Consider the following 24,490-nt stretch of genomic DNA (forward strand, 5'->3'; position numbering starts at 1 on the left):
TTTTGTTTTCAAAAGCCTTAACCCTCCTTAAATAAAGTTTCCGAAGGCTTTCAATGCTGCACTCGGTAATAAGGTCATTTCCTCTAAGACCACTTGGTCATCAAATTTCTCCTTCAACGCCTGGAATAAACGTCCATCATAAGAAACTGCAATCCTGTCGTCAGCTACTTGAAAGATCGGCAGATGTCGATTTCCCACGTCATAACAGAACTTCCCAACGGTATGGATCGAAGTTGAAGTCAATAGAATACAAAGACAGGCTTTGATCCGGATCCGAATGGAAATTTCTGCATCTTGATAGATTAACTGCCCATCTTGAAAGGTCGCCTTTTCAGGCAGCTGAATCTTTACGGCAAGACCTGATACCGTTTTCCTGTTCAAATAAGTCCTATTGACTTCATACCATTCCAATTCTAGGAAATCATCCTTATCATGTTTAGGAATTGACTTGCTGACCAATTTTTCAATGATAATCATTAGACTACCTGGGAAATTGCCTTCTTCTCAGCAACTTTATTCTTTAACCAATCACACCATTCATCTAAACCCTCACCCTTCAAACTGCTGATGGATATAACTTCTAGATTAGGATTGACTTCCCTCGCATCTTTTGCTGCGGCCTCCACTGAAAAAGGAACATACGGCAACAAATCCGCCTTTGAAACCAACATCAATTCACTGGTCAAAAACATCCTTGGATATTTCTTGGGCTTGTCATCGCCTTCAGTAGCTGCCAATACCGTTACCCTATAATCTTCACCTAGATCGAAGGCTGCCGGACAAACCAAATTCCCAACGTTCTCAATGAACAAAAGGTCTACATCTGTTAGATCGATATGATCCAATGCCTGCAATATCATCTGCGCTTCGATATGGCACATTCCTCCGGTCACGATCTGAAGGGCATTGATGCCAACCTCTCGCATACGGACCGCATCACGCTCGGTTTCTGGATCACCAACCAATACGGCAATATTTAATTCCTTACCTAATCGCTTCCCAGTCTCTTGCATCAAGGTTGTCTTTCCACTTCCCGGAGAGGAACAGATATTGATCACACAGATATTAGGAATTCTGTCGCGAATGGCTTTTGCAACAAAATCATTTGCCTTCAATAAATTCAAAGAGGTATTATCACATTGCACAGAGCCTACTGGCATCTGATTACTTTTTGCTGTACGATTACTCATGGTCTTTCTTTTTAAATGTCACTTTACTAATTTTCAATTCTTCACCCTGCACTATTTTGTCCGAACCTTTTCCACATGCACAAACAAAGCGATGGTACTTCACCTCAAATTCCTCCCGGCAATCTTTGCAGTATGCTATAATCGGTAAAATCTCAACGTCAAGTTCAACGTCAGCATATTCCGAAAATTCCTCCTTATAGGCCTCAAAGGCATTGTGTATCAATACCGGCTGAATATTACTCAGTAAGCCAGCTTGTATCTCTACCCCGACGATATCCTTAAAGGTTTCTGGATATGCCTGTTCTAAGGTTTGGAAAATATCTTTTACAATGGATAGTTCATGCATATTATTCGGCTATTACTTCTAATTTCTTGGTAGATTCTGCTTTTTTGAATGCTTTTTTTGCAGCCTTCTTTTTTATGGGAACTTCTAAAGGAACTTCCTCAGCTGTCTCCTCTTCAATGACCTCCATCTTGGCATTAAGCTCCTCAATTTTATGCTGGGAAAACTCCCAACATAACTGCCCCAACATCAATAGAAAATCATACAACAGTTCTCCATTATTCCCCAATGCCCTAAAGATGACAACATCATTAGCTGCCTGGGTGAATCCATATGTTATATCCTCATAATCCTGTACCAATATCTCATCCAGTTCAACCTTCAGGTCCTTGGCAAAGGAGCTTGAAAACAGCAAGGTTGCCTGATGGGTATAGCCCTCAAAGAACAACATCTTCTGGATCGGTTGCTTAGCTGGACTTAGAAACTGATTATCAATAAAAATGAGTTTATTATCCTTATAGATTTTTGTTAAGGAGTGAAGCTGGCTAAATACAAAAGACTCTTTCATATGTACCCGGCCAGAACAGATAATATCACCCCAAATCAACACAGCATCCTTATCCATATGGATTTCATTTTTAGCCAAAAAAATGGAATCCTTAAAGGGAGTTATGGGATGTGGGATATAGTGAAATATTGCATTTCTTTCCAATTGGATCTGAGTTTCCTGAACCGCTCCTATCTTCATGGGATGAACCTTGTTAAAAGATTGAGTGAACAACTTAAGTTCAGCAGCCTCTTTCACATGGACATCTATGGTCAATTTATCCTCATCCATTACACCTGGAGATGCACTCATGATGATCATCTCCAGATGTTCATGGAAGGTAGGTGAACCGTAATAAGTCAGTTTATAGGGAGCACTGTGATAACTCTCTTTTAAAACAGTTTTTTGGTTTTCTTTCTCCGCATTTATCTTAATTGCACTATCCATAAAACTGAGTTTTAATTCTCTAAAAGAGCATACTTCTTAATCCAATTTTTTACATCTTCCAATCCATCCAAAGTCATCATATTGGTAAAGATAAATGGCCTATCCCCTCTCATCTTTAGGGTATCCTTTCTCATGACCTCAAGATCAGCATTGACATAAGGAGCCAAATCTATTTTATTGATCAACAAGAGGTCCGATCGGGTTATCCCAGGACCACCTTTTCTTGGCATTTTCTCACCTTCCGCCACATCTAATACAAAGATGGTTACATCGGCCAAGTCAGGGCTAAAAGTTGCCGTTAGGTTATCTCCGCCACTTTCCACAAATATGATCTCAGCATCAGGAAATCGGGAGGCAAGATCCTCCACAGCTTCAATATTCATTGAAGCATCCTCGCGAATTGCTGTATGAGGACATCCCCCCGTTTCCACTCCCATGATGCGTTCGGCAGGTAATGCTGAATTTTGTTGAAGATACATGGCATCTTCCTTGGTATAGATATCGTTGGTAACAACACAAATGCTGTAATCCTCAGACATAGACCTTGTCAGTCTTTCAATCAATGCTGTTTTCCCAGAGCCAACAGGCCCTGCAACACCTATTTTTACGTAATTTCTTGCTGGCATATTTTTATGTTTTATGAAATGTAGATCCGTGTATATAGTTTTTCATGTTGCATGCAACGTATATCTTGAGCTACACAACAATTGCCGACCAGATCTTCCTTCAAATCGGCCTGTTTCTCAACCAAGTCATTAATAAGTGGCTGAAGTTTAAATAAAATCTGTTGCGCATCCATTTGGCTAATAGGAACCAGTTTGGCACAGTTGGTTACAATGCCATTTAAAGAGTTATAATAGAATGCACTCAATGCATCCTTATTATCAATCTTTTGCGCATGTGCATACATTGCAAATGCCATGGCATAATGCCCATGGTACTCATTGGCTTGAATGCCTTTCAGATAACTGCTGCATCGAGCAACAGGATGTAATTTCTCCGTCAACTTCAAGAACCTAATCCCAAGTTTCTTGCTCGCATCTCTGATCTCAAACGGGGCCTTATAAGCTGTTATTAAGGCGTCTAATTCCGCAATCCGCTTTTTGGTTGCCCTGGATTCACAGATCTCCCAAGTTTTATGGAAAAATGCGGCATCGTTATAGTAAAAGCTATTCTCCAACATGGAACTTGCATATTCCCGGGCAGTCTTGCTATCCTTGACTATCCCCTTAAATATGTAGGTTTCCAATCCATAAGAATGCGTAAATCCTCCGATCGGAAATACCGAATCGTTAATTTGCATGAGGGTCAACAGTGGATTCATCTTAATCTTCCTTTACTAATATTATTTTATTCTTAAAATTTGATACCTGATGCATCTTTAGTACATCAGTCCTTTCAATAACTCGTTCTTCAATCAATGGCCGGAATCCTGCTCTTTTTAATTGATCAAACAAAGGTTTTTCGAATGCCGTAATGACCTCATTTTGGTCATTGATAAATATTGGAATATGCTTATTCCCAATCTCAAAACAGGCAATCGCCATTTCCTTGATCGATTGCGGCTCAAAAACAATACAAGAGCAGGGCAATACCCGTACAACAATGCAAATTCCATCCGCATCATATAGCACATCTCCGTCCTCAAGTGCCACAGAGTCTAGGTTCCTGAAGCCTAACTCTTTCCCACCTGTACTATATGCCCGGATTATTCTTTTGGTTGTATCAAACCATTCCAGTTCTAAATATTCTATGGGATTTATGAAAACTCCAGAGCCTGAATGATGGATATTGCCTTTTATTGCTCTTGATACCAGCATGATTACTTAAAACAAGAAATATCTTTGTGCCATAGGAATTTCGCTAACCGGTTCACAGGTCGCTAAAACTCCATCCACGGTTACTTCATATGTATCTGGATTAACCACAATATTTGGCGTGGCACTGTTATGGACCATATCTTTTTTCATAACGGTCCTACAGTTTTTCACTGGCAAGTTCTTTCTGCTCAATTTCAATTTCTCCATATTCCCATTGTCAATGGAAATCTTGGATACGAAATTATAGCAAACAGAAGGCAAAGCACGTCCATAACTACCAAACATTGGCCTATACATGACTGGCTGTGGTGTAGGGATGGAACCATTGGCATCACCCATTTTTGAACTCAGGATCATTCCTCCTTTGATGATCAATTCAGGCTTCACGCCAAACATGCTCGTTTTCCACAATACCAAGTCAGCATATTTGCCCTTTTCGATGGACCCGATGTATTCATCTATACCATGCGCTTTAGCTGGATTTATTGTGTATTTAGCGATATAACGTTTCACACGGAAGTTATCACTGTCCTTACCTTTATCCTCCGCTAGTGGACCACGTTGTACTTTCATTTTGTGCGCTGTCTGGAAAGTCCTTGAAATAACCTCACCAACTCGACCCATTGCCTGGCTATCCGAACTCATGATTGAGAATACGCCCATATCTTGGAAGATATCCTCAGCGGCCATCGTCTGTGGACGGATCCTGGAATCGGCAAACGCTACGTCTTCCTTAATCTTTTTGTCCAAGTGATGCACCGCCATTAACATATCCAAATGCTCATCTACTGTATTTACAGTAAATGGTTTGGTCGGATTCGTCGATGCTGGAAGGATATTCGGGTACATAGCGATCTTGATGATATCTGGAGCATGCCCTCCACCTGCACCTTCCGTGTGGAAGGTATGGATCACACGACCATTAATGGCAGCAACAGAGTCCTCTAAGAAACCCGCCTCATTTAAGGTATCGGTATGTATGGCAACTTGAACATCATATTTATCGGCCACTTTCAGCGAGGCGTCAATGGTAGATGGAGTAGCACCCCAATCCTCATGGATCTTTACCCCCAATGCGCCGGCTTCAATCTGCTCCTCAATTGGTTTCATCGTGGAAACATTTCCTTTCCCAAAGAATCCAACATTGACAGGGATGTTCTCAAATGCTTCGAACATCTTTTCTAAATACCATTTCCCTGGTGTAACTGTAGTAGCATTGGTACCATCAGCTGGTCCAGTACCACCACCGATAAAAGTCGTAACTCCACTGTACAATGCTGTTTCAACCTGTTGAGGACTGATAAAGTGAATATGCGTATCGATTCCTCCAGCAGTAAGGATCATTCCGGCACCACTGTGGACTTCAGTAGACGCACCGATCACCATGCCATCAGTTACCCCTGCTTGAATATCTGGATTACCCGCTTTTCCAACTCCAACGATTTTTCCATCCTTAATACCCACATCGCCTTTTACAATTCCCCAGTGATCAATGATGATGGCATTGGTAATTACAAAATCTAGCACACCTTCATCACGCAAGGCACGTGCAGATTGCCCCATTCCATCACGGATGGTTTTACCGCCACCAAATTTGTTCTCTTCACCATATACATTGAAATCTTTTTCTATTTCAATAAAAAGCTCTGTATCGGCCAATCTAACTTTATCCCCAGTGGTCGGGCCAAAAAGTGATGCATACTTATCCCTAGGGATATGTAAAACGCCATCTATGTATTTAACCGATGATTTATCGATTCCTAATTTCTCTAATCCGAGTGCATCCAAACGCATTGCTGCAGTTCCAGCGGTTGTCAATCCAACCACTTTGATCCACTCTCTTCTATTCCATGTTCCCATTTTTACTGTGTTTTATGTTATTTGGAATTCCTATATTTTAGTTCTTTTATTTTCGCCATGGCAGCTGATTTCACTTTGGAGTCTGTAACCTTTCCATTGGTCAAACCGTTGAAACCATGAACCTCTTTATTGCCTCCGATCTCCACCAAAATGACCTTCTTCTCTTCTCCCGGTTCAAATCGGATAGCGGTACTGGCAGGAATGTTCAAACGCATGCCGAAGGCCTTCTCTCTATCGAAAGACAAAAATTTGTTGACTTCAAAAAAATGATAATGCGACCCTATCTGAATAGGTCGATCACCTTCATTCTTTACAGAGATATCAACGGTCTTATGACCGTCATTGGCAATAATCTCCTCCTTTTTCAATATGTATTCTCCTGGAACCATCTTATGTTTTTTTAAAGGTTAACGAATTGGATTATTTACGGTAACTAACTTTGTCCCATCGGGAAATGTTACCTCCACCTGAATATCATAGATCATTTCTGGGACACCTTCCATCACTTGGCTTTTTGTCAACAACTTAGTGCCGAACTCCATTAAATCTGCAACAGATTTCTTTCCCACTCGGGCCTCTTCCACAATCTGTGAACTGATATACGCTATGCTTTCTGGGTAATTTAACTTGACCCCCTTCTGGAGTCTTTTTGCAGCTAGCTCTCCGGCTAGATACAACATCAACTTTTCAGTCTCTCTCGGTGTTAATCGCATATGTTTTTTTGTATATATTTTTTTCTTATCCTCTTTTACAAAACTGGAATGGTAAAGTAAGCCCCTAGGGACAACCTGTTAAATTGTTGCCTATCCATGTTTACTACATCTTTGTATGAAACCGTATTTCCCATGTAGCCCAAATAGAACCTGAGGTCTTTTGTTAAGAATGGCTTATGTTGTAAGGCAGCGAAATAGGTATAGTTTGTCCTGAAATCATTCCCTAACTCATCATCCGCATTTGACCCGGCGGTCTCCACTCCTCCTTTTAAGGCAATCTCCCATTTGTCCGCCAAGAACTGGTCAAACCTTAAAATGGCAGATTTATAAACGATATCCTTCGAAAGGGTTCTTGCAGCCCCGGTCCTTGCATAGAAATCATTGATAACATTGGAACCGATTAAGGCATGATCAACCGCATAATATGAATATTGAAGATCTAGATAGATCATTTGACGATCGGTCTTGTACTTATTCGCTAATGAAACGGCATGGTTGGTATTGCCTTTTGCAAATTGAGATATATTATAAGACCATTTTGTATTGAATTTTTTCTCAGCAAATGCTCCTATCCAGGTAAAGTATGCTCCTAACGGTGCTTTCGATGCTTCCAACCCAGATGCTGAAAGGTTATTGTCTGCCAATAATCTATCAAAACTGTGGTTACTGGTATTATAGACCTGCAGATTTAGGGAGTGATTGGGATCGACCTCATAACTCAGCATTCCTCCGACCACAAATAGATTTAAGATCCGGTCTACGTAGTCTGTAAATTTATACTCATAAATGGGGTTATTCTCGAATTCATAACTACCCACAATTGCACTTTGCTTTCCTAAGGTAACCGACCATTTATTGTCTTTGCCGAATTTGTATTTCAAAAAAGCAAAATCTAATGCAGCAGATCCATTGTCTTGACTAGTGGGTGCAAAGGAGCGGTTAAGCCTAAACCTAACCTTATAAGAAAGTTGGTCATTGTAATCTCCTCCTAATAAAATACGCGCTTCATCAAGATTGGCATTTACCTTACTGTCATCATTCCCTAAGTTGTTGGCATTTAATCCGGCACGGAGCAATACATCTAAATTGATCAGCTTGGAAGCCTTGGGTTCTTTTTGCCTAATGCTGTCTTGTTCGGATTGTTCGTTCACCAAAGAATCGGTCAATTCTTCAGCTAGGGAAAGCTGTAAAAATAAAAGGGGAAAAAGGATTATCAGGAGATGTTTTTTCATGTCGAAATTATTCGGTACTGACCAAATATAGTTTCAACATATAAAAATGAAATTAGCCTGAAATTAGAATGAGATTAGAAAGATGGTTTAGGGATTTTCACACTGACCGTAGTCCCTTTATTTTCCTCCGTATCGAGCTCTAGTTGAACATCATGCAAGATGAAAATATTGCGCGCCAAAACTAATCCAAGGCCATTTCCATAGATCTCGCCGACATTGGAAGCCCTAAAAAAGGAATAATAGATATTGGAAAGATCTTTTTCTGGAATACCGATTCCTTGATCAATAATTTTAATAATGATAAACTCCTGATCAAATTCCATGAGAACTTTTACCGCTTTGTCGTCACCATATTTTATGGCATTGGACAATATATTACTAAAGGCAATATAGAACAGATCTGGGTTTGCTTTCACCAACAGATCATCACTATCCTCCGGTATATTGCTGAGATCAAACTGAACTTTACTGTTGCTGTTTAACTCCGTTTCGGTTTTAATTACTTCAAACAATAATTCATCGATACGTACTGGAAGTATATCTCTAATTTTCCGTTGGCTCCCCAAACTCGACATCACCAAAAGGTCTTTGATCATAAACTTCATGCGGTTGGTATGATGTATGATCGTGTCTATTGACTGATAGGCTTCATGCGATCGGTCGATTTGTTGTTGTGCAAGTTCTGCTTCCCCGCCGATAATGGTCAATGGAGTTCGTAGGGAGTGGGATGCATTCCCAATAAAGCTTTTTTGCAATTGGACTGCAATATCCAAGCGGTCAAGCATGGAATTATAGTTAGTATATAATTGATCAATTTCATCGCCTTCACTACTGAATTTATTGCTGAGTCGATGATCAAGGGTGGCAATGTTGACCTTTTCCAGCTCATCATTCAGTACTTTCAACGGATTAAGGATCCTATTGGCAAAATAAAAAGCCAACCCAATGATGAACACAAAGGAAATTAAACCGCCCGTTAGCAAAGTTTGATCAAGGTCCTTTTGCTCTCCATGTCCATAATCATCAATCCCCTCAGAAATCACCAATAAGTTCTCGGCATGCTGCTTATCCTCAAAAAACAGGGCTAAATAAGAAACATTTTTATGGAGAAAGGTAGCTCTACCCTCTTCGATTGCTGTTTTATAAAACTCAGATGGCATGGGCAGGTCAGGCCTGATCCGCAATTGGTTGCTCCCTTTAACAATCCTGAGGTAGTAATCATTTCCTTCTGCCAACTGCTTCAGGTATTTCCGCTTTACCTCATAATAAATTTGATTGTTATACTCATCATTTTGGATGATATGTTCTCCAACTATGCGGGCATTTTCTTCTAAACGATGGAAAAATTTGGTCTGTAAGCTGTCTCTGGTAAAATAGGAGACATAATAGGCAAATAGTACGATCAAACTAATTGCTATTAAGGAAAAGGATAATATGATCTTTGCCTTAATTTTCATTCCGCATCACGTATCCCATACCAATAACGGTATGGATCAACTTGTTCTCGTATTGTTTATCGACCTTTTTCCGAAGATAGTTGACATAGACATCAACCACATTGGTACTCATGTTGATATCCATCTCCCAAACTTCCTCCAGGATATCCATCCTTGAAATCACCTTGTTTTTATTGACCATCAGATATTCCAATAGGCGGAATTCCGTAGCGGTCAAGGAAATAGCCTTTCCGTCACGTGAAACATATTTACTGGACCTGTCTAATAACAGGTCGCCTATCTGGATAAGATGATTGCTGGAATTGTTACTGTTGGATTTACGTAATTGCCTATGAATCCTAGCTTTGAGTTCTTCAAGCTGAAAGGGTTTTGTCATATAATCATCGGCATCCCTATTGAAAGCTTCTACAACATCTTCTGTTTGATCCAAAGCTGTCAAGATCAAAATAGGAACATCCTTGTCAAAGCTGCGTATCTGTCTGCAGACATCCAACCCATTCATTTGCGGTAACATAACATCTAATATAATCAGATCAAACTTCTTGGAGCTAGCTAATTTTAACCCACTAATTCCATCAGTGGCTACAGAAATTTGAAAATCCTCATATTTCAACCCGCGTTGAATAAGGGATATTACTGAACTCTCATCTTCGACTAATAATATTTCCAATACTTTTTAGATATAATACGTGAATCGTAATAAATATACAAAAAAGTGAAAGTTATTTGCTTAAAGTCTAATAAAAGGATTCAATTAGATTAAAATTTTACATTAATCTAATTTTTAGATAATATCATCTTCGCATCCTCATCCTCTAACCTATCAACCTCTTGCTTCAATAATTTCTCTAATCGAACCTGTACTTTCTTGAATTTTGTCTGCCCATAGACATTCTTCATCTCACGCGGATCTGATTTCATATCATATAATTCCCAAGCATCCACTCTTTTATAGAAACGGATCAATTTATAACGTCCATCGCTCACACCAAAATGGGGTGAAACCGCATGTTCTCCATTCTCATAATAATGATAATAGATCTGATCTTGAATATCTTTTTTCTTGCCGTTCAACAAACTCAAGAATGACCTACCTTGCATATCAGCAGGCACCTTCGTTCCACTCAATTCCAAGAAGGTCGGACCAATATCAACATTGGAAACCATTCCCGTAATTTTGGAATTTGGCTTGATCATGCCGGGCAGTTTCATCAACATGGGGGTACGGAATGATTCCTCATACATAAAGCGTTTGTCAAACCAGCCATGCTCACCCATATAAAAGCCTTGATCGGAAAGATAAAGCACCAAGGTATTGTCCTCTAGGTTCTGCTCCTTTAAATAATCCAATACGCGGCCAATATTGCGGTCCATCGACTCGGCTGTATTTAAATAATCAACCATATAACGGTGATATTTCCATTCTGCCAGGGCTTTTCCGCTCAGGTTTGATTTTTTCAACTCCTCATAGATTGGTTTATAGTAATCTACGTAAGCTTGGAATTGTTCATCAGTCATCCGGCTGAAATTTCCATCAGCGCGCATTTTCTCGATATTTTCAAACATCTTCAGGTCATAGCCCATCTGCATATCCTTATCGATACTCATCTCTTGCTGCGCAGCTGCCTTTCTACCTGCATAATCATCATAGAAGGTTTCAGGTAATGGGATCTGCTTATGATCATTTTTACCGAAGTCTTCAACGGCCGGCATCCAGGTCCTATGTGTATTTTTATGGCCTATGATCAAGCAAAAGGGCTCTTGCTTATCCTGTCCTTTTAACCAATCCAATGCTTTATCAGTCACCAAGTCCGCTACATAGCCATCCTCTCTTGCCACGACTTCCTTTTCCCCTTCTTTACTGCTGATAAAATCGGGATTAAAATAATGTCCCTGTCCGGTCAGGATACTATAATAGTCGAATCCTTCCAGTTTTCTGCCCAAATGTATCTTACCGATCCAAGCTGTTTGGTAACCATTGTTATGAAGTTCTTTAATGAAGGAGTTCTGACCATGGTTGAAATTAGAGGTCTCATTATCCTTAAATCCGTTTTTGTTGCTATATTTTCCAGTCAATAAGCTGGCGCGACTCGGCCCACAGATCGAATTGGTGACATACCCACGCGTAAAAATAGCCCCCTCTTTTGCAATCCGGTCCAAATTTGGCGTATGGCCAACCTTGGAACCATAGGCTCCAATGGTCTGGTAGGAATGGTCATCAGAAATAATAACTACAATATTGGGCTTACGCTGAGCGAAAGTTGCCAAGCTGAATAGGCAAAAACAGATAAAAGTTAGTATGCGCATGTATTCTAAAAGTTTAGGAAGCTTCAAATATAAGCATTGCTTCCGAATCATCCTGTTTCTGGATTTCATCTTTTAACTTTTTCATCATTTCCGCTTGTTTCTCAGTATAGTTAGGATTATTGTAGAGATTCTCCATTTCTTTTGGATCCTTGCGCATATCATAGAGCTCCCAAGAATTGACTTTATTATAGAAACGGATTAATTTATATTGTCCGTCACTCACACCAAAATGCGGAGAAACATTATGGATTCCATCCTCATAATAATGGTAGTATAATTGTTTTCTATCCCCTTTTTTACCATGCACGATCGCACTGAAAGATTCCCCTTGAATATCTTCTGGAATCGGCACCCCTGCCAAATCCAACATCGTAGGCGCAATATCCACGGTCATCAAAAGATCGTTGACCTTCCTGGACTTTTTGATTTCTTTAGGGAAGCGCATCATCATTGGCGTACGGAAGGATTCCTCATACATAAAGCGTTTGTCAAACCATCCGTGTTCGCCCATGTAGAACCCTTGATCGGACATATAGATCACAATCGTATTCTCGGTCAGGTGATGCTCATCCAGGTAATCCAATACCTTTCCTATATTTCTGTCCATTGATTCAGCAGTATTCAGGTAATCGGTCATATACCGTTGGAATTTCCATTCTGCCAATTTCTTTGGATCCGAAAAATCCTGACTCGCATAATCGGCTTTTACCTTCGCATAATATTGTCTGTATTTCTCACGATCGGACTCATCCATTCTCCTGAAATTGGACTCTTTCATCCAATCCTCTTCGGTTTTAAATAGCTTTAGGTCGTAATCTAATTTGATATCCTTGCTGATCTGCATTTCCTGGATCTTAGCAGCCTCTCTTCCCTTGTAATCATCATAGAAATTATCTGGTAATGGGAATTTCTTATGGTCATTCTTTCCAAAATCCTGTGGGTCTGGATCCCATTCCCTATGGGTTGCTTTATGACCTAGTATCAAACAGAATGGCTTTTCTCCATCCAAGGACCCCATCCAGTTCAATGCCTTTTCGGTTACAATATCCGACACATAACCCTTCTCCCTGGTCAATTCCCCTTTTTGGTTCTTGAAGTCAGGATTGAAATAATGCCCTTGGTTTAGCAGTACATCAAAGTAATCAAACCCTTCCAAAGTATCCCCTAAATGCTGTTTTCCAATCCATGAAGTTGTATACCCTGCCTTTCTGAGCTCTTTGACAAAGGAATTCTGGCTATGCTCAAAATGGGACTTTTCATTTTCCCGGTAACCATTTTTATGACTGTATTTCCCCGTCAACAAACTTGCACGGCTTGGCCCACATAGGGAATTGTTCACATAGGCGCGGTTGAAAAGTAAGCCTTCCTGAGCAATACGATCAATATTGGGCGTACTGCCAATCTTGGAGCCGTATGAAGAAATGGTCTGGAAAGAATGGTCATCGGATATAATGATCACGATATTTGGAGCCTTCTGAGCAAAAAGCACATTTATTCCGAAAACGAAAAAAAGCAGGTAGGTAGATAATCTAATCATACATTAAATATACAAATTCAAGGTTAAATATTATTGATTTAAATAAATCCAGAAATACTGTAAAATATTGCTTTCAGTAATTTGCAGAATCAATAAAAATGAGGACTTTTGCGTAATAATTTCATTACATGAAAAAGCTTTTTTCCCTCATTGTATCAACTCTTCTTTTCCAGTTTGCTCTTGCCCAACAAGAAGTTTATAAAATCATTTATACCATCTCCTTAGATGAGTCTTTCAAGTCCAACATCAAGGAATTGGGACAAGGTGAAAGTGAAGAATTAGAATTGTTTCTAACTCTATTGTCTGAAATGGAAGGTAAACCACTGATGGAGGCATGGGTCAGTGAGCATCAAAACAAAATCCATAACCTGTACTTTGAACCCACTTTACAACTCAGAGATACAAAAAACAAAACCCTATTTTTTTTAGATTCATTAGCAAAAAGTTTTTCCAAGGAAGAATATGCTCCCGAGAGTGAATTTAATCTGCGAGTAAACTTAGATTCTGAAAAGACGGAAATGATCGCTGGATTTCCCAGTAAATTGGCAATTTTAGAATTACAGGATGAATCTAATGCAGGGGAACCTGAAATAGTTGAGGTATGGTATACGGATAAGATACCTGCAATTTTTTGGGGTAAATACCAATACCTGGATAAAATACCGGGTCTAGCTCTGAGGGTAAATGCGTTAGGTGCTGCGTATCAGGTGATGGAAATATCAAAAACCCAGGTTCCCGATAATTTCTTTGAAGTCCCTTCAGATTATTCCGATGAAGAATTAACGGAAATGGATCTAGGCGATGGAATGACCGCATATTACGATTCAACAAGTTTTTTATTTGGCTTAAAAAATCCAAATGGCGAAATCATCACCCAACCGAATTATTTGACAATAGCACCATTTAACAATGGAATAGCTGTGGCAGTAGACGAAGGAAACTTTGCAGGATTGATCGATGCTAACGGTAAGAACCTGACTGAATTCAAATTTGATAATATCCAGTATGACCCCGTTCTTAATACTTATCTTTTCTCATTGGAAGGAATGATGAGTGTGATGGATGCAAAAGGAAATAAAATCTGGAACAATGAATTTGAATATATCACTCCTTTCTCAGCGAATTACACCATTGTAATGACTTCGCTAAAGTTTGGACTTGCAGATCAAAAAGGTAATATCGTATTGCCCTTAGGAGAGAACGTCATCTTAAGTAATGACAACAAATACTATGTTTCAGAAAAGGATGGACTATACGAAATATTTCAAATTGAAGGCAATAAACTGATTACTTCAGGAAATTACTATTTAGGATTATCCAATGAGGATGACTTATTCATCATATCAAAAGATAGCGAAAACTTCGGATTGATTAATTCAAAAGGTGATACTATTCTTCCTTTGGAATATAGCTATATAAATCCTTTTGAAAATGGAAAGGCTATCGTTTTAAAAAATGGTGAATCCGAAGAAAGGGTCATCAATACCAAAGGAAAATTCATTAACAACCCCTAAACATGACTTATCAAATCAACACCCTACATCGAGGGAGATTTATCTGGATATTGCTAGGCTCCCTTTTTGTGGTTGGGTATTTTTTATCACTTAGCACCCTACAAGAAATCTATAAGATCTTGATCCTATTGTTCTTTATCCCTGCCATCATGTGGGCAGCGGTCCGTTTCAGCAAACAGAACTCTACTTGGGTAATCGATAAGAGTAACATTAACATTACCAAGTTTGGCCAGGAAATCCAGATCCCCATCGCAGAAATCACCTATCTCAAGAACCATATCCGATCCGGAGGAAACCTTTTAGCCTTTCATAAAAAGGGAAAAATGAGCACCGTACGGATCTGGAGAAACAAGATTTTTGCCAGCAATGATCAATTCGATCAATTGATCCAAACAATCAAAGACCTCGGAATCGAAATCGTCATCGGATAAGCCTGTCATTTTCAAATGTTAAATTTTATATATTTGGCATTATGAATCTAAAAAACACTCTTGGCTTACTAGTCTTGGCTCTTTGTTCCCTAACATCCTTTGCACAGCGCAAAACGTATTGGGATCAGAAAGTCGATTATACCATGGATATTGATGTCAACGAAAAGACATTCCAATACGATGGTAAGATGAACCTGAAATACAGCAATAATTCTGGACAAGAATTGAGCAAGGTCTACTTTCACCTCTATTTCAATGCCTTCCAACCTGGAAGCATGATGGATGAGCGTTTGAAAACCATTCCTGACCCGGATGCAAGGATGGTAACCAATGTTGGTACTAAAGAACAACCTGTTCGTCAAAGCCGTATTTCTGCCCTGTCACCAGATCAGATCGGATTTCAAAAAATCAAATCGGTAAAATACAATGGTACGGATGTAACCTTCAAAGAAGATGGCACCATCCTCGAGGTAACCTTGCCTACAGCGATCAAAGATGGCAGTACGGTAGAGTTTGACTTGACATGGCAAGCTCAGGTGCCTGAACAGATCCGCAGAAGCGGTCGTAATTCAAAAGAAGGTGTAGCATTCTCCATGACCCAATGGTATCCTAAAATGGCCCAATTCGATGAGTTCGGCTGGCACCTGGACGAATACATTGGTCGTGAATTTATTGCCCCTTTCGGAAATTTCGATGTTACCATCCATATCAACAAAGATTATGTGATCGGTTCTTCTGGAAAATTACAGAACCCTGCTGAAGTAAAGGGCTATGTAAAAAATGCCAAGATCAAAACCAAAAACAATAAGGCTTCTTGGCATTATAAAGCCGAGAATATCCATGATTTTGCTTGGGCAGCAGATCCTAAATTTGAAGTGGATTCTGCCAAAACAAAATTAGGAACTACTATCTATACGATTTACCTACCTACAGACCAAGAGGTTAAGGATAATTGGAAAACAGCATTAGGATTAGCTACGGAATTCTTTGATTTTACCAGTGAGAACTTCGGTGCCTATCCTTGGAAAACCTACTCGATCGTACAAGGTGGTGATGGTGGAATGGAATATGGAACAGCAACCTTGATCACAGGTGGGAGAAACCTGAAGGGATTGGTTGGCGTTATCTTCCATGAAGCAGCGCACTCTTGGTACCAACAGTTGTTTGGTGTGAATGAAACAGTCGATGAATGGATGGATGAAGGTTTCACCAGTTATATTGAAGAACTGGCATACACTGAACTGTTTGAAAAACCAAAAGCAAGAGCACTTAACCCTATCGGTTCAGCTTATAATTCTTACTATCGCTTGGCTAAATCTGGAAAAGAGGAACCAATGAGTCTATTAGCAGACTATTACAATACCAACTTTGCCTATAGCATTGAAGCCTATAGTAAAGGTGGAGTATTGGCAGAACAAATGGGCTATATCATTGGAAAGCAAAACTTGCAAAAGACCTTCTTAAATTTCTATGATATCTGGAAATTCAAACACCCAACTCCTAATGACTTTAAAAGGGTAGCGGAAGAGACCTCTGGAATCAATTTGAAATGGTATTTCAACTTGTTTATCAATACTACGAGAACAATTGACTATGCCATTGCCAATGTTTCTGAAAACAGCATTGAAATCCAAAATAAATCGAACTTGGCTATGCCTATCGACCTATTGGTAGAATATGAAGATGGAAGCAAGGAACTTTTCTACATCCCATTACGTGAAATGCGCGGTGAAAAACCGGCTGAGCAATATGATATTTACCAAGGTGTAAAGCGCACGGTCCTTACGGATTGGTTCTGGACAAAACCAACTTATTCAGTGCCAGTTACCAAGAAAGTGAAAAAAGCTTGGATTGACCCTACTCAAAGGCTTGCTGACATCAACTACGATGACAATGCCTACGGTTTATAAATATTAAAAAATCTAGCAAGTAAAAAGGCTGTTCCCCATGATGGGGAACAGCCTTTTTACTTAATTTCCATGGTCAGTTTATTAGTAACTTTTCTTTGACCTTGTTTTAGTCTCATTCGAGACACATTCCGAATTTTCCGAATATGTCTCGAACAAGACTAAAACGAATCTCGAAGCCCATGCCAAAATTTTTGAACTTCAGGCTCAACAAATATTATTTCAGTACTTTTTCCAACAGTTCCTTTAACTCTGCGACTGCTTTTGGATTTTGTTTAGCGATATTATCTTTTTCTCCCGGATCTTTTGACAGATCATATAATTGATCTTCGGGATGATTGCCCAGTTCAGTTCCGGTCAGTTCATTGAAAGCTCTCCCCTTGCTAGGCTTGATGTATTTCAAATTTTCTTTTGTAATAGAGAAGGTTCCTGCAGATTGAACAAGGAATTCCCTTCCTTTTTTATCATTCCCGATAAATGCATTCCAGATATTCTCACTATCCAATTCGTCTTGATTGGACAACGGTTTTTTAAAGAAATTGGCAAAACTGGAAAGAAGATCCATCTGACAGACTAAAGCGTCTGACACCTGCTGTTTCTTGATGCCTTTTGGCCAGCTGATAATAAAGGGAACACGGGTACCTCCTTCAAAAGCCGAATATTTACCTCCTCTGTATGGACCAAATGGATTATGTCCATTCAGCTGGGTCACTGCTCCGTCTACATAGCCGTCGTCCAATACGGCCCCATTATCACTGGTAAAGATAATGATCGTGTTTTCATAGATCCCCTTATCCTTTAAAGCTTGGACTATCTCGCCTACGGTATGGTCCAATTGTAGGATCGCATCGCCTCTGTAACCTAAGCCACTCTTCCCCTTGAACATGGTAGAAGGCATTCTTGGGACATGAGGTTCGGTAGCATGGTAGCTCAAGAAGAATGGTTTCCTGGCATTTTCACGGATATATTGAATGGTCTTATCGGCAAAAGTCATGGTTACTTCCTCATCCACCCATCTGGCCTGCAGGCCGCCAGTCATCCAGCCTATCCTTCCAATTCCATTGATAATGGTTTGGTTATGTCCATGGTTGGGACTAGCTTTCATTTTTAATAGTTCCGGATTTTCAAGCCCTGTCGGTTCGTTTCCGATCTTCTGTTTATAGGAAACCTCAATGGGATCATTTGGATCCACCCCTACCACGCGATGCCCTTCCAAGAAAACGGTTGGGACACGATCTGCCGTCGCAGGGAAGATATAGGAGTAATTGTAGCCTACTTCCAATGGTCCTGGTTTTATACTTTCATTCCAGTTCTTTTCAACCTGAGAGCCTAATCCTAAATGCCATTTCCCGATTATTGCTGTTTCATAGCCCTGTTGTCTAAAGAGCTCTGGCAAGGTCATCTGCCCCTGATCGATAATCAGGGCAGCATCCCCGGGCAATACCCCTGTTCCGGTTTTTCGGAATGGATATTTGCCTGTCATCAGGGAATATCTAGAAGGTGTACAGGTTGCAGCAGAGGAATGTCCATTGGTAAACCGGATGCCCTGATTAGCTAGTGCATCAATATTGGGGGTTTTGATTTTCGTTGCCCCATAGATGCTCAAATCTCCATAGCCTAAGTCATCTGCATAGATCATGACTACATTCGGTTTCTGTTGGCCGAAACTCAATAAAGGGAGGAATAATAGCAAGAATAAAGCTTGGTTAAGCTTTAAATAAAGGATTTTCATAGAAATGATTGGGTTTAGAATATACCCGAATATACAGATTTTATTGAAATGAGCAGAAAAGGGGGGAAATAATGAAGGCTGCCCGTGATGAGGCAGCCTTTCAGTTTTTTCTAATTGTGTATTAATTACCGGTACCCCAGTTTCTATTGGCTTTTTCGCCCATGACGAATTCTAGGACTCCACCATTTAAAATATCTTTATGGGAGATCTCGGCTTTATTTAAGATTTTGCCATTTAATTTAGCAGACTGTATATATTTAAATCTATCCGAAGCATTTTTTGCAATGACCGTAAAGGTCTTTCCGTTTTCCAATTGGATGACTGCCTTTTCAAAGAATGGCGAACCGATGCTATACATTCCAGAGCCTGGAGTAACCGGATAGAAACCCAGTTGGGAGAACACGACAAAAGAGGAAAGTCCACCTCCATCTTCATCTCCTGGAACCCCCATGAGGTCATTGCGGAACCATTGCTTGATCAAGGTCTTGATTCTCTTTTGGGTCTTCCAAGGTTGACCAGCATAATTGTACAAGTAAGGGATATGTAGAGATGGTTCGTTTGCCATGGAAAACTGCCCAACGTTTCCGGTGTGATCCGGTAATTGCTGGTAAAAATCAAATTTGGACTTGCCTAAAGGCTGTACAAACATTTCATCCAGATAGTTGACGAATTGTTCATTTCCTCCCATCAGATTGATCAAATCAGGGATATTGTGCTGAACATCCCAACGATAGATCCAAGCATTGTTCTCTCCATAATATTCCCTAGCGCCTTGGCCTCCTGAAAACACATAATCGAATGGTTCCAAGAATTTCCCTTTCTCATCTTTAGGGTGGAAGAATTTTGTTTCTTGGTTGAATAGGTTCCTATAATTGAAAGACTGTTTCATAAATTTCTCATAGTCTTCTGTCTTACCTAAATGTTTAGCCAGTTGCGCCAAACACCAAAGGTCATACGAAGTACCTAAAGTAACGGCCACTGGTTGACGGCGCTCGAAACTATGTACCTCTGGATAGGTTTCCTTTTCACCAGGATGCAGAGCTGGGATATAACCTTTTTCAAAGAAAAATTGATCCATCTTACCAGCAGGTTTACCTGACCATGGAGCCAAAGTCTTTTCTGTAATAGCACCTTTTGCAGCTCGGTAAGCTTCTTCAACATTGAATGAACGGACACCTTTCTCGTAAGCATCTAAGAGTGCCGCTACCCCGTGGTTGGAGTTCATTCTGCGACTATCGCCAGTGATCTCAGGGAAAGTAGGCAACCAGAAGTTAGGCATCTGTTCTGACATGCGAACGAATGATTGCAGGATATTGCCTTCCTTCTTGGTATCGATCAAGACATTGAGAGGATGGTGGGCACGATATGAATCCCAAATCCAGTCATCTGTAAAGAATGGGACTCCCTCATCTGAATGGACCTTGCCGTCAAAGGCACTGAAGTAGCGACCATCTTCAGAAATATTGACTGGTCTTTCAAAGGTTCTGTAAAGGGAAGTATAAAAAATGTTCTTATCATTTTCATTTTTCCCTTCCACCTTCAATTTACCAAGGGCCTTATTCCAGGTTGCTTTTCCATCTGTCTTCACTTTTTCCAAATCGAAGTTCTTGATTTCACGGTTTAGGTTTGCTTTAGCCTGAGCTGCATCGATAAAGGAAATACCATAACGAACTTTTAAAGTCTTAGCCGCTGTTGGGAATGTCAAGACTAAATTCGCCTGATCGCCTGAGGCTTCAGTGGACTTGCTGACCTGACCATTGTTTAAGCTACCAACTTCGGTAGGTTTTTGGTCAAATTCTGCATAGATATAGACCTTTGTATTGTTCCCGATATCCTGACTTCCAGATACACCGTTTCCATCCCATTTCACATCGCCCTTGCGAGAATTAAAGATCAGTTGTGGCTGCCCTGTTTTTTCAAAGCCCAATTCATAGATTGCGGCCTGATGGGAAACAGCAAAGTCAACCTGAATATTATCCTCATCCAAATAAACGGAATAGCTATATGGATTGATGATTTCCTGATCATAGCTATAGTTCAATACCGGTTTTAAACCTCGGGTTCCCGAGACAATTGGGCTCAGGTTAAAGGCAGAGCTTCCGCGGTGACTGGTGACGATCAAAGGAAGGCCTTTGATGCGATCCGAGGTATAGTCAGCCCTTTCAGGATAGACACGTAACAGGGAATTTGGTAAATGAACGGTTGGGTAAGTTGGCACCAACAGGTGGGAAATATTTCCCATATAAGGATTGACATAATCTACCTCTGACTTTTGGGCCTGGGCTTGGGTTGCAGAGATAAAAATCATTGCCATGGCTGCAAAGCTCTTCCCTTTGCTCCAAATTTTCCCAATTCGCGGAATTTGACTCTTGAACATAGTGATCTAGTAATGTAATCTGAAAAAACACCGTTTACTGTTATACCGACTTCGAAATAAGCATTAGATTGATTGGTTTACAACAGGTCCACTATCAAATTTAATAAAAAAAATTACAAAAAAGATAGGTAGTAAAAAGGTTTTAGCTAATAATTTAGGGAATAATAACCCATAAAAAAACGCCTATGCGAGGGCATGGGCGTTTCCAGTATTTTTAAGCGATTATTTAATCTGCATATGTTCCAGATGTTTTCCCATCAACCATTTTTCGCCGACCACTTGGAAGCCTAGACGTTCATATAGTTTTTTAGCTTTCGGGTTATCATCATCGACCAATAAGCCTAATACCGTTTTATTCTTCGTAACATATTCCCCGATCAGGAATTCAATAATTTTCGATCCCAAACCTTTACCCTGTTGATTGGGATTGACCCCGATGCAATCAATATAGAATTCGCCTGCTTGTGTTTCGTCTTCAGGGTTGAAATCACGTTGGAATTGGGTTTCTACATACTGTGCAACCGGCTTTCTTAATTCATGCAATTTTGAACCGTCATAAATGAGGGCAGTTGCCACAACTTCTCCGGCCTCTTCGATGACCCAATTATTATTATAGGAATATTGGTTGCCTTCTTGTCTTACCAATTCTGTCAAAAAATGCAAGGCTTGCTGCTGGTCTCTTTTTCCAATAAAACGGTAGGCAATCTCTTCCATGGCCAACAATAAATAACTTGCTATTTGTTCCGAATCCTGCTTTAATCCTCTTCTAATAATCATTGTTAAAATAATATTTTGCCCTAAGATAAAAATTAATCTAAAAATTGACGAGGATGAGCTTGTATCCCTCATCCGTCCGGAGAAACTCAAATGTCTTTGATACATATGGGAATTCGTCGTACAAAGACAGGGATATGACCGGATACTTTGCATCTAATGAATCACCACATTGATCGAGATACTTACTATAGGATTCGCCTTCAAATATGAAATAATTTAAGCTGGATTTAGAGATATCGTATTTTTTCGATCCGCTGATAACAGACTCGAACAGTTCCTTTAATATATCACCTTGACGGTTGATGTATTTAGGACTTTCCTCAAATACCCATTGATTTTGGTCCTCATGCCAATAGGCGATGCTGTCATAGGAATGGGAGATCAATTGTTCTTTTGTTATTTCATTGGAAAATAATTTAGGAAAAAGCTGTTCAAACTCTTTTACATAGTCCATAAAGGCATAAGTATTACCATTTTTCCCCTTAAATTTTTCCCATGCCCTATCTTCAGGTAAAGAGCCATTGATACTCACTTGGTAAAAATTCAGGTTATCATTGTATGGGAAATCCTCAATAAGGACCTGATTATTCGTATCGATCAACATACTTTTTCCGCCCACAAAATAGGAATGTTCGTCATCAGGACTATCCCTTTTTCTTTGGGCACCCTTTAAGGCAGGGATCATTCCATTTTTGACACGTCCTAAGCCATTATAGATAGCAGGAATTTGAATTTCGCCTTCGGCATTAAGCATGCCTACCAGGTCATTTGCTTGATCATAGAAACGGATAAAGCCTTCACTCTCGCAATCCGGAACATTGTCGAAATAGTAGAGGCTGTCATTGCCAACCTTTCTTCCGGTCTTGGTCAGGAAATAAGAACGAAATTCTTCCTGATCGTTGACCTCTGTTACCGAAATGATATTGTCAAAAGAACTTGGGATCCTACTGACAGCTTGTAGGGAGAGTGGAACAATAACTTTTCCTTGCCGATCTTGATAGCCGACCAAGGTAGAATCAGCATTGTAGAATGCCTTTAGGTTTCTACTGACTTGCGCAAAAAGGATATTAGGAAGCAGGAAAGCACATAAAATTAATAGCAGTTTCATACAGAAAAGATAAGAAAAAACCAGCTTTCTGTGAAAGAACTTTTATTGAAAATGCATTAACGTTTTTTCTTGTTTTTCTTCTTTTTTTCCAATTGGTCAATCCTTGCCGTTAAGGCTGCAATGGTTATTTCTTGTGATTGAATGGTAGACTGTTGAGCGCTGATTACTTTTTCCAGGGCAGCGGACAAGGTACCATTATCGATAGGTTTATCGATTTTAGAAGGAAGGGTAATGGCGACTTCATGAAGTTGATGATTATCCTCTCTCAACATCTCGCCGGCACCAGAGACTAACCATTCAGGAGAAATATCGGCATAGCTAGATAGAATAGTGGCTATTGCATCGGAGCCTAGGGCGGAGTTTTTTTGTACGCCCTTAAAATTTGCATAGGAAAGACCCAATCCTTTAAAAAACTCGACTTTGTGTATCCCCTTTGATTCGGCAATCAATAGTACTCTCTCTTTGATATTACTCATAGTATCTAGTGTTAATAAGTTTGGATAAAATATAGACTAAATTTATTAATATTTTCAGGAATAGCAATAAGTTAACAATAATATAATAAGGTTATTGTTGAGATTCTGCGGGTGATTGCAGTGCTGTGGAGGAAGGTTTGGGCAATAAGAAAGCCGGCAAAACCCAAGGTTTTACCGGCTTTCCACAAATGTCTAATTATTAAAACTTGAAGTTAAAACCAAGGTTAATAGCTCCGAAATTGACATCATTATTTACGGCACGGTAACCGCCGAAAAGTTCCCATTTCTGTTGTTGGTAACCAATTTTCGGCATATAGTAGAAACCTCCAGCATCTTCACCACCTGAAGTAGTCAGTGCATACCCCAGATCGGCTCCGATGAAGAATTCAGGAACGATAGAATATTGTCCAGACGCAGCCAAAGGGATGTAGTTGAAATCTGTAAAGCCCGCATCTTTATAGTCCGACTTCAAGAAATAGTTCTGGAATCCAACGGTAGGACCTACCTGGAACTTCTCGCCAACGTTCCATAGGTACGCCGCATCAACACCGGCTGTAAATGAGGAAACATCAGCAACATCGCCAACTGGAAGTCCAATGTTAGCTCCGATCTTGAATTGACCTGGGCTCTGCGCTTTAGCGCCAAAACTTAACATTAAAATGGATGCAGCAAATACTAATTTTTTCATTTGAAATAGTTTTATGTGATTGATTTTTTCAGGCAGGTTTCAAAAATCGTTCCATCATTTGAGAATTTCTCAGCCCTTGGGGACCCC

The 24,490-nt window shown here is 39.9% G+C and carries 23 protein-coding genes and 1 pseudogene; 3 read left to right on the plus strand and 21 right to left on the minus strand.

Annotated elements, in window-relative coordinates:
* Nucleotides 1-27 precede the first annotated feature (27 nt).
* The 15 genes and pseudogenes from NMK93_RS17550 to NMK93_RS17620 form a co-directional block, all read right to left on the minus strand.
* Nucleotides 28-477 (minus strand): urease accessory protein UreE, encoded by a 450-nt coding sequence (locus NMK93_RS17550; RefSeq protein WP_185217408.1) that lies wholly within the window; start codon nucleotides 475-477, stop codon nucleotides 28-30.
* Entirely contained in the window at nucleotides 477-1,190 is a 714-nt protein-coding gene (gene hypB, locus NMK93_RS17555) for a hydrogenase nickel incorporation protein HypB (protein WP_185213059.1), read from the minus strand. Before hypB ends, NMK93_RS17550 begins: the two co-directional genes overlap by 1 nt.
* Nucleotides 1,183-1,536: a hydrogenase maturation nickel metallochaperone HypA gene (locus NMK93_RS17560; protein ID WP_185213060.1), complete on the minus strand. Its 354-nt coding sequence runs from the start codon at nucleotides 1,534-1,536 to the stop codon at nucleotides 1,183-1,185. The genes hypB and NMK93_RS17560 overlap by 8 nt, the downstream gene beginning before the upstream one ends.
* 1 nt (nucleotide 1,537) lies before the next feature.
* A complete protein-coding gene (locus tag NMK93_RS17565; protein WP_254528926.1) occupies nucleotides 1,538-2,467 on the minus strand; it encodes an urease accessory protein UreD in 930 nt (309 codons plus the stop codon).
* Between the two features lie 11 nt (nucleotides 2,468-2,478).
* Nucleotides 2,479-3,093 (minus strand): urease accessory protein UreG, encoded by a 615-nt coding sequence (gene ureG / locus NMK93_RS17570; protein WP_093099259.1) that lies wholly within the window; start codon nucleotides 3,091-3,093, stop codon nucleotides 2,479-2,481.
* Nucleotides 3,094-3,104: 11 nt separating this feature from the next.
* Nucleotides 3,105-3,770 carry an urease accessory protein UreF gene (locus tag NMK93_RS17575; protein ID WP_254528924.1) on the minus strand — a complete coding sequence of 222 codons (666 nt, stop codon included), beginning with the start codon at nucleotides 3,768-3,770 and terminating at the stop codon, nucleotides 3,105-3,107.
* Nucleotides 3,771-3,792: 22 nt separating this feature from the next.
* Complete coding sequence (locus tag NMK93_RS17580) at nucleotides 3,793-4,287, minus strand: urease accessory protein UreE (RefSeq protein WP_185217411.1); 495 nt, start codon at nucleotides 4,285-4,287, stop codon at nucleotides 3,793-3,795.
* 6 nt (nucleotides 4,288-4,293) lie between these two features.
* Nucleotides 4,294-6,147, minus strand: a complete 1,854-nt coding sequence (gene ureC / locus NMK93_RS17585) for an urease subunit alpha (protein ID WP_185213064.1) — start codon at nucleotides 6,145-6,147, stop codon at nucleotides 4,294-4,296.
* A gap of 86 nt (nucleotides 6,148-6,233) precedes the next feature.
* Nucleotides 6,234-6,536: pseudogene (gene ureB / locus NMK93_RS17590) on the minus strand (urease subunit beta); the annotation flags it as partial.
* An 18-nt stretch (nucleotides 6,537-6,554) separates the two neighbouring features.
* Nucleotides 6,555-6,860: an urease subunit gamma gene (ureA, locus tag NMK93_RS17595; protein ID WP_185213066.1), complete on the minus strand. Its 306-nt coding sequence runs from the start codon at nucleotides 6,858-6,860 to the stop codon at nucleotides 6,555-6,557.
* Between the two features lie 35 nt (nucleotides 6,861-6,895).
* A complete protein-coding gene (locus NMK93_RS17600) occupies nucleotides 6,896-8,092 on the minus strand; it encodes a porin (RefSeq protein WP_185213067.1) in 1,197 nt (398 codons plus the stop codon).
* A gap of 74 nt (nucleotides 8,093-8,166) precedes the next feature.
* Complete coding sequence (locus NMK93_RS17605) at nucleotides 8,167-9,549, minus strand: cell wall metabolism sensor histidine kinase WalK (RefSeq protein ID WP_254528922.1); 1,383 nt, start codon at nucleotides 9,547-9,549, stop codon at nucleotides 8,167-8,169.
* Complete coding sequence (locus NMK93_RS17610; RefSeq protein WP_254528920.1) at nucleotides 9,539-10,219, minus strand: response regulator transcription factor; 681 nt, start codon at nucleotides 10,217-10,219, stop codon at nucleotides 9,539-9,541. Before NMK93_RS17610 ends, NMK93_RS17605 begins: the two co-directional genes overlap by 11 nt.
* 107 nt (nucleotides 10,220-10,326) lie before the next feature.
* A complete protein-coding gene (locus NMK93_RS17615) occupies nucleotides 10,327-11,856 on the minus strand; it encodes a sulfatase (protein ID WP_254528919.1) in 1,530 nt (509 codons plus the stop codon).
* 13 nt (nucleotides 11,857-11,869) lie between these two features.
* The gene (locus NMK93_RS17620; protein WP_254528918.1) at nucleotides 11,870-13,393 is read right to left on the minus strand and encodes a sulfatase; all 1,524 of its coding nucleotides are present in this window, start codon (nucleotides 13,391-13,393) and stop codon (nucleotides 11,870-11,872) included.
* Nucleotides 13,394-13,521: 128 nt separating this feature from the next.
* Here NMK93_RS17620 and NMK93_RS17625 point away from each other — a divergent pair, with 128 nt between their 5' ends.
* From NMK93_RS17625 to NMK93_RS17635, 3 genes are read left to right on the plus strand one after another with little or no spacing between them, the layout of a single operon-like run.
* Nucleotides 13,522-14,907, plus strand: coding sequence for a WG repeat-containing protein (locus NMK93_RS17625; RefSeq protein WP_254528917.1), 1,386 nt, complete (start codon nucleotides 13,522-13,524; stop codon nucleotides 14,905-14,907).
* A gap of 2 nt (nucleotides 14,908-14,909) precedes the next feature.
* Nucleotides 14,910-15,338 carry a hypothetical protein gene (locus NMK93_RS17630; protein ID WP_254528916.1) on the plus strand — a complete coding sequence of 143 codons (429 nt, stop codon included), beginning with the start codon at nucleotides 14,910-14,912 and terminating at the stop codon, nucleotides 15,336-15,338.
* A gap of 41 nt (nucleotides 15,339-15,379) precedes the next feature.
* On the plus strand, nucleotides 15,380-17,248 hold the full coding sequence (locus NMK93_RS17635; RefSeq protein WP_185213074.1) for a M1 family metallopeptidase: 1,869 nt from the start codon (nucleotides 15,380-15,382) through the stop codon (nucleotides 17,246-17,248).
* Nucleotides 17,249-17,462: 214 nt separating this feature from the next.
* Here NMK93_RS17635 and NMK93_RS17640 read toward each other — a convergent pair whose 3' ends face one another.
* The 6 genes from NMK93_RS17640 to NMK93_RS17665 all read right to left on the minus strand — a co-directional run bounded on the left by NMK93_RS17640 (nucleotide 17,463) and on the right by NMK93_RS17665 (nucleotide 24,403).
* Entirely contained in the window at nucleotides 17,463-18,977 is a 1,515-nt protein-coding gene (locus NMK93_RS17640; RefSeq protein ID WP_254528915.1) for a sulfatase-like hydrolase/transferase, read from the minus strand.
* A gap of 121 nt (nucleotides 18,978-19,098) precedes the next feature.
* Nucleotides 19,099-21,291, minus strand: coding sequence for a GH92 family glycosyl hydrolase (locus tag NMK93_RS17645; RefSeq protein ID WP_254771286.1), 2,193 nt, complete (start codon nucleotides 21,289-21,291; stop codon nucleotides 19,099-19,101).
* 285 nt (nucleotides 21,292-21,576) lie between these two features.
* Nucleotides 21,577-22,131, minus strand: a complete 555-nt coding sequence (locus NMK93_RS17650; protein ID WP_254528911.1) for a GNAT family N-acetyltransferase — start codon at nucleotides 22,129-22,131, stop codon at nucleotides 21,577-21,579.
* 37 nt (nucleotides 22,132-22,168) lie between these two features.
* A complete protein-coding gene (locus tag NMK93_RS17655; protein ID WP_254528909.1) occupies nucleotides 22,169-23,239 on the minus strand; it encodes a hypothetical protein in 1,071 nt (356 codons plus the stop codon).
* A 56-nt stretch (nucleotides 23,240-23,295) separates the two neighbouring features.
* Nucleotides 23,296-23,715: a hypothetical protein gene (locus tag NMK93_RS17660; RefSeq protein WP_254528908.1), complete on the minus strand. Its 420-nt coding sequence runs from the start codon at nucleotides 23,713-23,715 to the stop codon at nucleotides 23,296-23,298.
* A gap of 199 nt (nucleotides 23,716-23,914) precedes the next feature.
* On the minus strand, nucleotides 23,915-24,403 hold the full coding sequence (locus NMK93_RS17665; RefSeq protein WP_254528907.1) for a porin family protein: 489 nt from the start codon (nucleotides 24,401-24,403) through the stop codon (nucleotides 23,915-23,917).
* Between the last annotated feature and the right edge of the window lie 87 nt (nucleotides 24,404-24,490).

The sequence above is a fragment of the Sphingobacterium sp. LZ7M1 genome, assembly GCF_024296865.1.
Classification (GTDB): Bacteria; Bacteroidota; Bacteroidia; order Sphingobacteriales; family Sphingobacteriaceae; genus Sphingobacterium.

Bases quoted from the DNA above. Each gene is read 5' to 3' on its own strand.
- NMK93_RS17550 (WP_185217408.1), bottom strand. From the start codon at position 477: ATGATTATCATTGAAAAATTGGTCAGCAAGTCAATTCCTAAACATGAT.
- hypB (WP_185213059.1), bottom strand. From the start codon at position 1,190: ATGAGTAATCGTACAGCAAAAAGTAATCAGATGCCAGTAGGCTCTGTG.
- NMK93_RS17560 (WP_185213060.1), bottom strand. From the start codon at position 1,536: ATGCATGAACTATCCATTGTAAAAGATATTTTCCAAACCTTAGAACAG.
- NMK93_RS17565 (WP_254528926.1), bottom strand. From the start codon at position 2,467: ATGGATAGTGCAATTAAGATAAATGCGGAGAAAGAAAACCAAAAAACT.
- ureG (WP_093099259.1), bottom strand. From the start codon at position 3,093: ATGCCAGCAAGAAATTACGTAAAAATAGGTGTTGCAGGGCCTGTTGGC.
- NMK93_RS17575 (WP_254528924.1), bottom strand. From the start codon at position 3,770: ATGCAAATTAACGATTCGGTATTTCCGATCGGAGGATTTACGCATTCT.
- NMK93_RS17580 (WP_185217411.1), bottom strand. From the start codon at position 4,287: ATGCTGGTATCAAGAGCAATAAAAGGCAATATCCATCATTCAGGCTCT.
- ureC (WP_185213064.1), bottom strand. From the start codon at position 6,147: ATGGGAACATGGAATAGAAGAGAGTGGATCAAAGTGGTTGGATTGACA.
- ureA (WP_185213066.1), bottom strand. From the start codon at position 6,860: ATGCGATTAACACCGAGAGAGACTGAAAAGTTGATGTTGTATCTAGCC.
- NMK93_RS17600 (WP_185213067.1), bottom strand. From the start codon at position 8,092: ATGAAAAAACATCTCCTGATAATCCTTTTTCCCCTTTTATTTTTACAG.
- NMK93_RS17605 (WP_254528922.1), bottom strand. From the start codon at position 9,549: ATGAAAATTAAGGCAAAGATCATATTATCCTTTTCCTTAATAGCAATT.
- NMK93_RS17615 (WP_254528919.1), bottom strand. From the start codon at position 11,856: ATGCGCATACTAACTTTTATCTGTTTTTGCCTATTCAGCTTGGCAACT.
- NMK93_RS17620 (WP_254528918.1), bottom strand. From the start codon at position 13,393: ATGATTAGATTATCTACCTACCTGCTTTTTTTCGTTTTCGGAATAAAT.
- NMK93_RS17625 (WP_254528917.1), top strand. From the start codon at position 13,522: ATGAAAAAGCTTTTTTCCCTCATTGTATCAACTCTTCTTTTCCAGTTT.
- NMK93_RS17630 (WP_254528916.1), top strand. From the start codon at position 14,910: ATGACTTATCAAATCAACACCCTACATCGAGGGAGATTTATCTGGATA.
- NMK93_RS17635 (WP_185213074.1), top strand. From the start codon at position 15,380: ATGAATCTAAAAAACACTCTTGGCTTACTAGTCTTGGCTCTTTGTTCC.
- NMK93_RS17640 (WP_254528915.1), bottom strand. From the start codon at position 18,977: ATGAAAATCCTTTATTTAAAGCTTAACCAAGCTTTATTCTTGCTATTA.
- NMK93_RS17645 (WP_254771286.1), bottom strand. From the start codon at position 21,291: ATGGCAATGATTTTTATCTCTGCAACCCAAGCCCAGGCCCAAAAGTCA.
- NMK93_RS17650 (WP_254528911.1), bottom strand. From the start codon at position 22,131: ATGATTATTAGAAGAGGATTAAAGCAGGATTCGGAACAAATAGCAAGT.
- NMK93_RS17655 (WP_254528909.1), bottom strand. From the start codon at position 23,239: ATGAAACTGCTATTAATTTTATGTGCTTTCCTGCTTCCTAATATCCTT.
- NMK93_RS17660 (WP_254528908.1), bottom strand. From the start codon at position 23,715: ATGAGTAATATCAAAGAGAGAGTACTATTGATTGCCGAATCAAAGGGG.
- NMK93_RS17665 (WP_254528907.1), bottom strand. From the start codon at position 24,403: ATGAAAAAATTAGTATTTGCTGCATCCATTTTAATGTTAAGTTTTGGC.